The organism is Kosakonia sp. S42, from assembly GCF_016624785.1.
GTDB classification, from domain to species: Bacteria; Pseudomonadota; Gammaproteobacteria; order Enterobacterales; family Enterobacteriaceae; genus Kosakonia; species Kosakonia cowanii.
The window spans coordinates 79,674-91,112 of the sequence record NZ_JACVTW010000007.1; the positions used below are offsets into that span (position 1 = coordinate 79,674).

Below are 11,439 nucleotides of genomic sequence, written 5' to 3' on the forward strand. Positions count from 1 at the left end.
TGCCGAATTGTTAATTGCGTCACACTTTATGAATGTTACACTGCGCGACTTTCACGTTTAACAATTAAGCAGGTAATCAATGAGTGAGCAAAGTATGGCGCAATCTTCAGCCGATCCGGTCACGCGGCCGAACTGGTCCGCCGTTTTCGCCGTGGCCTTCTGTGTAGCATGCTTGATCACCGTTGAGTTTCTGCCGGTCAGCCTGCTGACGCCGATGGCGCTGGATTTGGGCGTCTCCGAAGGGCTTGCCGGGCAAACCGTCACCGTGACCGCTTTTGTGGCGATGTTCGCCAGCCTGTTTATTACCAACATTATTCGCACCACCGACCGCCGCTATGTGGTGTTCGCCTTTGCGCTGCTGCTGACCCTCTCCTGCCTGCTGGTCTCGTTTGCCACCAGCTTTACCCTGCTGTTAGTCGGGCGCGCCTGCCTTGGGCTGGCGCTTGGCGGCTTCTGGGCGATGTCGGCCTCGCTGACCATGCGTTTAGTGCCGATGCGCACGGTGCCGAAAGCGCTGTCGGTCATCTTTGGCGCGGTGTCGATTGCGCTGGTGATTGCCGCGCCGCTGGGCAGTTTTCTTGGCGGGATTATCGGCTGGCGTAACGTCTTTAACGGCGCAGCGCTGATGGGCGTGGCCTGTATTATCTGGGTGTGGATGGCGCTGCCGTCGCTGCCAGGGCAGACCGAGCAGCACCAGAATATGTTTGGCCTGCTGAAACGCCCCGGCGTTGCGGCGGGAATGCTGGCGATTTTCATGGTCTTCGCCGGCCAGTTCTCCTTCTTTACCTACATTCGCCCGGTCTATACGACCCTTGCCGGTTTCAGCGTCGATGGGCTGACGCTGGTGCTGCTCAGTTTTGGTATCGCCAGTTTCGTCGGCACCTCGTTCTCGTCAGTGGTGATGAAGCGCTCGGTGAAAATGACGCTGGCCCTTGCGCCGCTGACGCTGGCGATGAGCGCGCTGGTGCTGATTTTGTGGGGCAGCGATAAGGTGGTTGCGGCGGGGATCGCCATTGTCTGGGGGTTGGGCTTCGCCCTGATTCCGGTGGGCTGGTCAACGTGGATCACTCGTACCCTTGCCGACCAGGCAGAAAAAGCCGGTTCGATCCAGGTGGCGGTTATTCAATTGGCGAATACCTGCGGCGCGGCGATTGGCGGCTTCGCCCTCGATCATTACGGCCTGCTCTCGCCGTTGATGCTCTCCGGCGGCCTGATGCTGCTCACCGCGCTGCTGGTGGCGGCAAAAGTGAAGGTCAGAGCCTGACCTCAAAATGCCGGGTGGCGCTGCGCTTACCCGGCCTACAATTCACGTAGGCCCGATAAGGCGCAGCCGCCATCGGGCAATGCACCGGCGTTCGTTATGCGGCGCGCACCTTGCGGCGTGAATCCAGCGCGATAAGCAACACCGACGAGACAATCAACAGCGTGCCGAGCCAGTCCGGCAATGTGAACACCACGCCGAGCAAGGCCACCGAAAGCAGGGCGCTGCTGAGCGGTTCGGCGCAGCTTAAAATGCTCGCTTTCGAGCCGCCAATCATCTGCGCGCCCTTCAAATAGAGGCTAAAGGTCACCGCCGTACCAATCACCACCAGGTAGAAAAAGGCCATCAACAGCGCGCCATCGATGACAAAATCACTCCCCTGCCCGGCATAGAACGGCGTCAGCATTAACCCCGCCAGCAACATACTCCAGCCGACAATCGGCAGCGTGCCGTAGCGGGCAATCAGCGCCGAAGGGTACGTGGTGTAAAACGCGGCGGAGAAGGCGGAGATAATTCCCCACACCAGCGCGCCGGAGGAGATGGAGAGCGAGGTGAGATTACCGTGCGTCACCAGCAGGAAGGTGCCGATTAACGAGGTCATGATCGCCGCTGAGACCAGCAGCGTCGGGCGCGCTTTGCGTACCAGCGCAAACCACGCGACGATAATCGTCGGCGAGAGGAATTGCAGCACCGTGGCGGTGGCGGCGTTAGATTTCTCGATGGTCACCAGGAAGCTCAGTTGCACCACCATCGCGCCAAACAGCGAGAAGAAGAGCAGGCTCAGCGCGTCTTTACGGTTTTTCAGAATGGTAAAAATCTTGTCGCCGTGAACAAACGACAGCGTAAGCAGGATCACGCCGGTAAACAGCAGACGCGTCATGGTTAACCACTGCGCAGAGATGGCGCTCTTCTCCATAATAAACTGCGCACATACGCCGGAACTGCCCCACAGCACTGCCGCTGCGAGCACGCAGAGCATCCCTTTTTTCGTCGAACTCATCGCTAACCCGTTGATAACTTATTAACAGGTTAAGAAGCATAACACAGGCCCGGACAGGAACCGGAGGCGGCATGAGGGGAACCGCCTCCGGGCTGTTACCTTACCACCAGGCTTCCCACATCGCGCCGATGTTGAGCGAGTCGAGGGAGGTATCGTTGGTGCCGTTAACGCGCGCGGTGCGTTTGTTATCCACTTCGCCGCCGGTTACGTAGAAGCGCAGCATCGGGCGGAACTCCGGCCCCATCGCGATAGAGATGTTCTGCGACAGCGTGGCTTTCCAGCCGTGGTTGTCGCCGCCATCATCATAATCCACGCGCTGGTAGCCCAGCTCCAGCCAGGTCGAGTGCACATCGTTCCACCAGTGCATCGGGCGAACAATCGCGCCATAGTTGCGGCGGTTATCCGTTTTTATGCGGCTGTTGTCGTAATCATGGAAGGCGAGCAGGTAATCCACCTGGGTTTGCTGGGTGAATTTATAGGTCCCTTCAAAGCTGGTGTAGATGGCCTTAAGATCGTCGGTTTTGTTGAAGACGCTGTTGTCCGAGTTATCAGAGTAGCGGGCGATCAGCTTGTTGATGCCGCTGTCGTAGGTATGGCTCAGCACCGCGCCGCCCTGCCAGGCGTGCAGGCGCTCGTCGCGATCCACCGCTTTCGAGTCAAAGCCGTAGTTGGCATAAATCTCCAGATCGAGCGGGCCAACTTTCATGCCGTGCACTTTCGAGGTGACCGCATAGTTGCCTTTATCGCCAACGTTAGAGCTGCCGGTACAGGTGATGCGCGACGGGTTGGATTCATCCTCCAGCACTTCCGGGCTACAGGATTCGATGGAGCCAACGGCCGCAACGTCAAACTGCACGCCGCCGATATCGAAGTTTTTCACCCCCGCGCCCTGGCCGTCGTGGTTCATCCAGAAGTAGTCGTTGATCCCCTGTTGTGGACGCTGGTGGAAATCACGTCCCGCCCAGAAGTAGGCGTTAGGGTTGGAGGCCAGCAGATTAGTCACGCCAGCGTAGGCTTTTTTCAGGTTAACTTCATCGCCCCAGTGATCGAACATCACGTTGATGTCCCAGATCGCGCCGTTATCGCCTTTGAACGCTTTCGAGAGCTGGAATTCGCCGCCGTTGCCTTCGTTGCCAAGACGACCAATCGCCGACGCACCGTTGTAGGAGCCATCAACGCCGACATATTTCTGATCGCCGGACTGGTAATGCGCGCCATAGCGGGCATAACCGGTAAATTTCACGCCGTAAGGGATCGCCAAATCGGGCGTTTGCGCCGCGCTTTGCGGCTCAACTACTACATCGGCTTTTTTATTCATTGCGGCGTCCATTTTCGCCTGGCGTTCCGCTAGCGCTTTATCCACCGCTTTTGCGACAATGGCGTCAATTTGCTCTTGCGTAAACTCCTGGGCGAGGGCGGAACCAGAGCAAAGTGTAGCCGCAACCGCCAGCGCCACTGGAAGTTTTTTATTTATCTTCATGGTTATCTCAATATAGTAAGTTGTTCTCAGACAATAACCTTCCGCTCCGTTACAGAGTGGAATATTGCCATCATCAAAACAGACTGCTTTATTTTATTAAGTTGGGTACAGACGTATTAAGATTTACCGTAATCAATTCTCCATTCAGTTACGCTGATAAAGCTGAACGATCTCCTCAGATAATTCACGAGCTAATAACGACGTCATTAAATGGTCCTGCGCATGCACCATAATTAAGGTCATCGGCTGGCGGCCTTCGCCGGCATCCTGTTCGATTAATTTGGTTTGCATCTGGTGTGCCTGGCGCGCATAGCCATCGGCCTCTTTCAACAGCAGTTTCGCTTCATCAATGTTGCCTTCGCGCGCGGAGCGCAGGGCTTCAAAGCAGAGGCTGCGCGACTGCCCGGCGTTGACGATAATCTCCATTACCGCCTCTTCAAGTGCGACCATAATTTTCAATCCTGAGTAGTGAAACCATTATTCTCAGAGGTGGCGGCAAACCACTCTCCGCTTTTTTTAACGGTGCGTTGTTGGGTGTCGAGATCTAATTGCACAAAACCGTAGCGGTTTTTATAGGCATTACACCACGACCAGTTATCAATAAAGGTCCACATATGGTAGCCAAGACAGTTGCTGCCTTCGCTAATCCCTTTATGCAGCCAGATAAGGTGATCGCGAACGAAATTAATTCGGTAGCTATCATTTATTTGGCCATTTTCAATAAAGCGCTGTTCATTCTCGACGCCCATACCATTTTCGGAAATAAAACAGCGTGGGTTACCGTAATTAATGCGCAGGTTGGTGAGAATATCGTAAATACCCGGTTCATAAATTTCCCACCCGCGATAAGGGTTCATTTTACGGCCCGGCATATCGTAATAATCAAACAACCACTCCGGCATAAACGGTGAATCGGGATTGACCGCGCTCTCCCGGCACTTTACCCGCCGCGGCTGGTAATAGTTGATGCCGAGCAGATCGATCTTCCCTTCTGCAATCAGCGCAATATCCTCCGGCTGGCAGGCGGGCAGCTGATTGTGCTCTTTCAGCAGCGCCACCAGGTCAGCGGGATACTCGCCACGCAGTACCGGGTCGAGAAAACTGCGGTTAAACAGTAAGTCAGCGTAGTGCGCCGCCTTCACATCCGCCGGGTGCTGCGAGCGCGGATAAGAGGGCGTCAGGTTGAGCACGATGCCAATCTCACCGGGATGATGCCCGGCACGAAAGGCGCGCACCGCGCTGGCGTGAGCCAGAACCGTGTTGTAAGCCACCGTGGCCGCACGTTTAAAATCGACCACGTTCGGGTAGTGGAAATCGTAAAGATAACCGCCTTCCACCGGCACAATCGGCTCGTTGAAGGTGAACCAGTGATGCACGCGATCGCCGAACAGCTCAAAGCAGATCTGCGCATAGCGGCTGAAGGCGTCGACCACTTCCCGGCTCTCCCAGCCGCCCTTCTCCTGCATCACCATCGGCATATCGAAGTGGAACAGGGTAATAAACGGCGTAATGCCCTGCGCCAGCAGTTCGTCAATCACGCTGTTATAAAACGCTACCGCCTGCGGGTTCACCTCGCCGGTACCATCCGGAATCAGGCGCGCCCAGCTCAGCGAGGTGCGAAAGCTGTTGTGCTTCAGCTGTTTGAGCAGGGCGATATCCTGCTGCCAGTGGCGGTAGAAGGTCGAGGTCTGCTGCGGCCCCACCTGCTGATGAAAACGCCACGGCTGACGGGCAAACCAGGTATCCCACGTGGTGGCGCTTTTACCGCCCTGTTCGCTTTCCCCTTCGGTTTGCAGCGCAGAGCAGGCGCTGCCCCACCAGAAGTTTGCGGGAAATTCATATTTCATTACCGACTCCTTTTAATTACTGCTGACGGTTTCCGCCATCGGGGCGCTGCTCTGCGCGGCTTTTTCCTCTTCTGCTTTCATCAGCGAGTGCTCATAAGCGCGCAGGAAAGGCAGATACATCAGGGCGGACATCACCATACAGATCAAACACATTACCAGCGGGCTAAAGGCCCAGTTTGCCGCCCATGAAGCACCGATTGGCGCAGGCGTTGTCCACGGCGTCAGGGAAACGACCTGTGCCAGCAGCCCCATTTTGGTGGCGGTCCAGGCGAGCACGGCGTTAATCAGCGGCACGCAGACAAACGGCACAAACAGCATTGGGTTCATGATGATCGGCGCACCGAAGAGAATCGGTTCGTTGATATTAAAGAAGCTCGGCACCACGCCCATTTTGCCGATGGTACGCAGATGGGCGACGCGGCTGCGCAGCAGCAGGAAGGCCAGCGGTAACGTGGAGCCGACGCCGCCAATCAGCAGATAGTGATCCCAGAAACCTTGCAGATAGACGTGCGGTAACGCCGCGCCCGCCGCCAGTGCGGCCTGGTTTGCGGAGAGGTTGGCCATCCAGAACGGGTTCATGATGCCGGTGACAATCAGCGAACCGTGGATGCCGGCGAACCAGAAAATCTGGCACAGCAGCACAGAGAGCAGCACCGCGGGCAGCGAGTCGGAGGCGGAAACCAGCGGCTCAAGCAGGTGCATAATCGCCTGCGGCATAATCATGCCGGTTTGCGCTTCGATAAAGAGGTTGAGCGGGTGCAGCGTGCCAATAATCACCAGCACCGGAATGAGGATCTCAAACGAGCGGGCCACGCCGGTCGGCACCTCTTTTGGCAGACGAATAGTGATCTTGTGCTGCTTCAGCCAGGCATAAACCCGTGACGAGTAGATCGAAGTGATAAGCGCCGTAAAGATGCCCTGGCCCGAGAGATACTGCGTCGAGATGGTGCCATCTTTGTAAGGCGCGGCGACCAGCAGAAAGGCCATAAACGCCAGCAGGCCGGTCATTACCGGGTCGAGATTAAACTGGCGACCAAGACTGGCGCCAATGCCGACAGAGATGAAAAAGGTCATCACCCCCATGCTGAGGTTAAATGGCAACATCAGCTGTTCGCGGTATTCGGTCGAGAAATCAAGCCACGCGCGGGCGAAGCCGACGGTAGTATCCGCAGAAAAGGGCGGGAAGATAAACACCAGCATAAACGAGCCGATGATCATAAACGGCAGCGCGGCGGTAAAGCCGTCGCGGATGGCGATAACGTACTTTTGCTGACCAAGACGACCGGCCAGCGGCGTGATGCTTTGCTCAATCACCGTAATCATGGATTGGTAGAGGGAACTCATAAGAACACCTTTTAATGTGCCGCTTCAATCAGCGACAGAGCATAGTCCAGTACCTCGTCGCCACGTTGCATGCCGTAATCCATCGGGTTGATGGGTTGTACCGGAATGCCCTGGGCGGCGGCCTTTTCTGCCAGTGTTTTTAACATGTATTTAACTTGTGGACCGAGAAGCACGACCTGGTAGCGTGGAAACTGCAGATCAAACTCAGCTACGCCGTACGCGTCGATCTCAACCGGGATATCGCGGGCTTTCGCCGCCTCTTCCATTTTTCTGACCAGCAGACTGGTGGACATACCGGCTGAGCAACACAACATGATCCTGAACATCGTTAACCGTCCTCGAAGTGTAAAAAGTTATTGCGGAGACGATTGGATATCATATGGAAACCGGTTTCCATGGATTCGCCATAGAAGTGTGATAGCTGTCAATATCTGTAAATAATAAGGCTGAGTTATTGGATTTCCGTCACGAAATTGCGCCCTTTAAACAGGCAAAACGGCACAAATGGAAAATCGGTTTCCATGAAAAAAAGAAACGGCTATACTCGCGGTGGTTATAGATTAGCCATTGCAGTGTCTGTTTTTTGCGGGCGCACCTTGCGCCTGCCAGGGGAGAAAGATGTCTACAATCAACGATGTATCACGTTTAGCTGGGGTGTCGAAAGCCACAGTCTCACGGGTGTTGAGCGGTTCGCGCGGCGTTAAGGAAGCCAGCCGTCTCGCGGTACTGAAAGCCGTCGACGAGCTGAACTATCGGCCCAATGTTATCGCCCAGTCGCTGCTCAGCCAGTCGACAGGCTGCATCGGCGTGATCTGCGCTCAGGAGAACGTTAACCAGACCACCGGTTACCTCTACGCGCTAGAGAAGCATCTCAGCCAGAGCCAAAAGCACCTGCTGCTGCGCTTTGCTAACACCAAAACGGAGGTGATGAGCGCGCTGGATGAGCTCACCTGCGGGCTGTGTGACGATGTGCTGATTATTGGTGCCCGTTTTCCGCTATCTATTGACGACGAAAATGTGATTCTCGTGGATTGCGTCGAGTCTGCCGATACCACCCTTAACAGCATTCAGTTCGATCGCGCCTTTGCCGCCGAAACCGCCTGCAACTACCTGACAAGCCAGGGCCGCCGTCAGATCGCGCTGATTCACCCGCATAATGCCGCCGCCGAACAGGTGCTGCACGGTTATAAACTGGCGCTGGAAAACAATTTCCTGCCCTTTAACCGCAACCTGGTGTTTATGGATGACACCTCATCATCCGTGGCCCTGCAGGTGCTGCTGAACAATGCCACCACGCTTAACTTCAACGCCTTACTGGTTGCCGATGAGCAGGAAGCGCAGCGCGTGATCCCGCAGTTACAGGCGTTTAATAAGTCGGTGCCGGAAGATATTATGGTCTTCAGCCTCGCCGGCTCGCTGCATCTGCCGGGTATTCCGACGATTCCGGCGATTGAATATTCAATGGATGCAATGGCCGCGCGTATTGTGTCGTGGCTCAATGAAAAAACGCAGAGCGTATTAGGGACATATCGCGTTCGCGGGGATTTAATTATTCCGGACGTAAGAAAACGCTAAATAAATGGGCCTCCAGACGGAGGCTTTTTATTTTATAGCGGATAAGAATACTCTCTTCGGCGGTTAACCTTTCCCAAACTCATCCTTCGCTATTGAAATGTAATAGAAAATAAACAAACCTATCATACATCGATTTTAAGGGAGCTTAATCGGTATCGAGTCGTACCTGTAAAATCCATTCTTTTAATAAGGAAGGTAGCTATGCGGCACTCGAATATATGTGATTCAGGGATAAAAATCCTGTTCGCTTTTATTATTATGATGGTCGCCATGCCTGCGGATTCACATATTCAGAAGCCAATATCCGCTGCAATCGTACAGGTGTCGACGGATTCATTTACCCCCCTTCTTCCCACTGGCCGCAATGCTGTGGCCAGACATTTCGTCCGCATCGCCGGCGAAAAGCAAAAAAGCATCGACCCTGATGGGCTGCGGCATCGGGACTATTTCCGCAACCTGTCAGAGTGCCCCCTCTCTTGCGATCTGTGTGCATCCTGCTGCACCTGTTTTATGGGGCTTAGCGATAACCGTTCACGGCTGACCAGCTACAGCGTGCCGTTTAAGCCAGAAAGCCGACGTTATTCCGATGATATTGAATGGTTCTCACCCTGCTGCCACACCATGCAAATGGCAGCCTGTTACTGAATTGAGAGTGCGTTTTTTCATATACCCCTGCGTTGATGGTCTGACTTGTACGACTTGTTAGATTTGCCGGTCTGTGGACCGGCTTTTTTTTGGCAGGCCGCCGCAGAGCCAAGGAGAATAGCCGTGGAAAAGAGAGAGAGCCTCTGGAAAGTCGCTGGCATTACTAACCTCGCCAGCCGCCTCTATTGTCCGCTGGTCTCCCTGACGGATGGGCGTGTATTTCGCACAGTCCGACTGGAGCTTGATGGGGATCGGCTGAAATATATGACGCTGCGCGAGATAGAGGTGGTGGCGGTCAGCCTGATTAAAAATCATGCTGATGAGAAAACCTGAAACAGGCAGGCGTGCAGAAAGTAAAAAGCATTCGTCTGGGCACTACCTTCAATGCATAAAAGAAGGCTGGAATAATCCCTAATGCCCAGGCGAATGCGTTCTGAAAGCGCAGAAATAATGAGTGGAATATAGCGAGATACCCGTGAGTTATAAAGCCCCGGATTTCACTATCAGATTAAATAACGTGATCAGGGAGGGTTCTCATCTGTCCCTGTTTTACATCCTTCATGGCAGGGTAAATTACATTTATCAGATTCTGAGTCATAGCAGAAATGGTAAAGCGGGCAGGTTTCGCAGAGCGCTCTCTCATTATTACAGCGGGTCTTATACAAATGGTTAAGGCACTCGTTATCCTGGTTTTTATCCTCAACGCTCAATACGCGAATCAACTCACGGGAAGACATGGTGTGCTCAATTTTTTGCGCGAGTTGTGATTTGTAGGCATATATGGTTTTAATCTGTAGGTTCTTTAATTCCGCTATTTTTTGTATGGAGAAACCAGCAATAAGCAGTCGCAGGGTGTTAATCTCATTGGGCGTTGCGCCCAGCAAATAAAGCCGGTGATAGATTTTGTCCTGAATCTCTTTATATAACGTTTGCCTGTCATAGAGCAGATTCATCATTCTTGGTCGCATAATACCCGGCGAGAGGCAGACCGGTGAGCGATCCACACGCATCGCTGTCTCTATCTCTGCACGCGTCAGGGTAATCAGTTTCGAATGCGTTATGCAGCGCTTCTCTTCAAAATAAAATTCAGCAACGACTTTGTCATTGAGATGGATTTTACGCGCGGTAAAGAAAACGGCGCGCAGGCGTGATGTTGAGGCGACCGCTGCAATAAGTAATACCTTGCGGTGCGGTGACGCATCAATGATTAAGGGGAGTGAGGTGTTTTTATGCAGGGCCTCTAAAAGCTTTTGCTCATCCTGGTATATTTTTATAACGATAAAACTGTTTTTTTCAAAAAATGTGGTGATGGCCAGGAGCGCAGGCCAGGAATAGCTAAAGACGATGATCTCAGCAGACATACAAAAACTCCCTTTATTTATACCTGCAAGTATGAGAGGTATTTCCTTTTTAAAGCCCGGTGTAAATTTCCAGACCGAGCCAAATTAAGCTGACGACCAACATGATTAAATAGATGGTTATTGCTGCAATAGTTCCGTCTGCAACCCTTTTTTTCTTATTTCCTTCTTCGTCCTGCCAGTATTTCTCTTCAGTACAATTTTCTTTGAACCGATCCGGCTCATGGCTATTCCGTTCCATAACGTCCTCGTTTTTTTGATAGTAAAAGTCTCTGGCAAGTTGCCGCCATTTTTCCCTGAGCAGAACAAATAAACTGACGCCAATCACTCCCGTGGCAGTAGCAACAAACATCCTGATGCTGTAGCGCATTCGCACGGGATAGAGTTGATAAGACTCTTTATCTATACGGTAAAACGTGTGGTTAATATCTTCTAAATAACATTTGCTGATTTCGTTAATCATGCTCTGCTGCTCATTGTTCGCTTGCTGCAGCACCAACTGAATTGACGTATTCTGCGCGCCAGCAAACCACGAGAGTAGGGATATTCTAATTTGATTAGGGTTGGAATCATCAAGATAGATATCCTGCCACTCACCGCGAGCGATAACTCTTTTTAAGTAAATAAGGTAGTCATTAAAAAAATCGTCAGCTTCAATTACCACTTCAGCACCATAAAAGTTTTGTATACAGGCCATCAGGGGATAAAGAGAAAATTTTTCTGCAGAGCTGATGGTGAGTGATGTTAGCCATTGTTGAGGGTAATAAAATGTACTCAGTATCGCCAACATAAAACCTACTATACCAAAGCAAATGATGTCGCGGCGGGCATGATAAAGAGTAATTAATATTCCTGAAGTGTGATTGCTTTTATTACTATTCCCCATGCGGCACTGTTGTGATGCCATTTATTTAACCCTCATCGTTAAA

General features: G+C 52.8%; 12 protein-coding genes. 4 read left to right on the forward strand and 8 right to left on the reverse strand.

Annotated features, from left to right (window positions below; translation table 11 throughout):
- Nucleotides 1–79 precede the first annotated feature (79 nt).
- On the forward strand, nt 80–1,264 hold the full coding sequence (gene nepI / locus IAE50_RS11150) for a purine ribonucleoside efflux pump NepI (protein WP_200580273.1): 1,185 nt from the start codon (nt 80–82) through the stop codon (nt 1,262–1,264).
- Between the two features lie 94 nt (nt 1,265–1,358).
- Here the strand turns inward: nepI and IAE50_RS11155 are convergent, their stop codons facing one another.
- From IAE50_RS11155 to IAE50_RS11180, 6 genes are all read right to left on the reverse strand, one after another.
- Nucleotides 1,359–2,261, reverse strand: coding sequence for an EamA family transporter (locus tag IAE50_RS11155; RefSeq protein ID WP_042715084.1), 903 nt, complete (start codon nt 2,259–2,261; stop codon nt 1,359–1,361).
- 100 nt (nt 2,262–2,361) lie between these two features.
- Complete coding sequence (locus IAE50_RS11160) at nt 2,362–3,741, reverse strand: carbohydrate porin (protein WP_042715082.1); 1,380 nt, start codon at nt 3,739–3,741, stop codon at nt 2,362–2,364.
- Nucleotides 3,742–3,885: 144 nt separating this feature from the next.
- Nucleotides 3,886–4,191 (reverse strand): PTS lactose/cellobiose transporter subunit IIA, encoded by a 306-nt coding sequence (locus IAE50_RS11165; RefSeq protein WP_094422682.1) that lies wholly within the window; start codon nt 4,189–4,191, stop codon nt 3,886–3,888.
- Nucleotides 4,192–4,196: 5 nt separating this feature from the next.
- Nucleotides 4,197–5,588, reverse strand: a complete 1,392-nt coding sequence (locus IAE50_RS11170) for a glycoside hydrolase family 1 protein (protein WP_200580274.1) — start codon at nt 5,586–5,588, stop codon at nt 4,197–4,199.
- 12 nt (nt 5,589–5,600) lie between these two features.
- A complete protein-coding gene (locus tag IAE50_RS11175; RefSeq protein WP_042715077.1) occupies nt 5,601–6,932 on the reverse strand; it encodes a PTS sugar transporter subunit IIC in 1,332 nt (443 codons plus the stop codon).
- 11 nt (nt 6,933–6,943) lie between these two features.
- Nucleotides 6,944–7,258 carry a PTS sugar transporter subunit IIB gene (locus IAE50_RS11180; RefSeq protein WP_042715075.1) on the reverse strand — a complete coding sequence of 105 codons (315 nt, stop codon included), beginning with the start codon at nt 7,256–7,258 and terminating at the stop codon, nt 6,944–6,946.
- 292 nt (nt 7,259–7,550) lie between these two features.
- On the opposite strand from IAE50_RS11180, the gene IAE50_RS11185 reads away from it, so the two are divergent.
- From IAE50_RS11185 to IAE50_RS11195, 3 genes are all read left to right on the forward strand, one after another.
- Nucleotides 7,551–8,507: a LacI family DNA-binding transcriptional regulator gene (locus IAE50_RS11185; protein WP_042715073.1), complete on the forward strand. Its 957-nt coding sequence runs from the start codon at nt 7,551–7,553 to the stop codon at nt 8,505–8,507.
- 201 nt (nt 8,508–8,708) lie between these two features.
- Nucleotides 8,709–9,152 carry a hypothetical protein gene (locus IAE50_RS11190; protein ID WP_200580275.1) on the forward strand — a complete coding sequence of 148 codons (444 nt, stop codon included), beginning with the start codon at nt 8,709–8,711 and terminating at the stop codon, nt 9,150–9,152.
- Between the two features lie 123 nt (nt 9,153–9,275).
- Nucleotides 9,276–9,485: a hypothetical protein gene (locus IAE50_RS11195; RefSeq protein WP_042715070.1), complete on the forward strand. Its 210-nt coding sequence runs from the start codon at nt 9,276–9,278 to the stop codon at nt 9,483–9,485.
- 188 nt (nt 9,486–9,673) lie between these two features.
- On the opposite strand, the gene IAE50_RS11200 is transcribed toward IAE50_RS11195, so the two are convergent.
- Nucleotides 9,674–10,513 (reverse strand): hypothetical protein, encoded by an 840-nt coding sequence (locus IAE50_RS11200; protein WP_200580276.1) that lies wholly within the window; start codon nt 10,511–10,513, stop codon nt 9,674–9,676.
- Nucleotides 10,514–10,562: 49 nt separating this feature from the next.
- On the reverse strand, nt 10,563–11,417 hold the full coding sequence (locus tag IAE50_RS11205; protein ID WP_200580277.1) for a hypothetical protein: 855 nt from the start codon (nt 11,415–11,417) through the stop codon (nt 10,563–10,565).
- Nucleotides 11,418–11,439 lie beyond the last annotated feature (22 nt).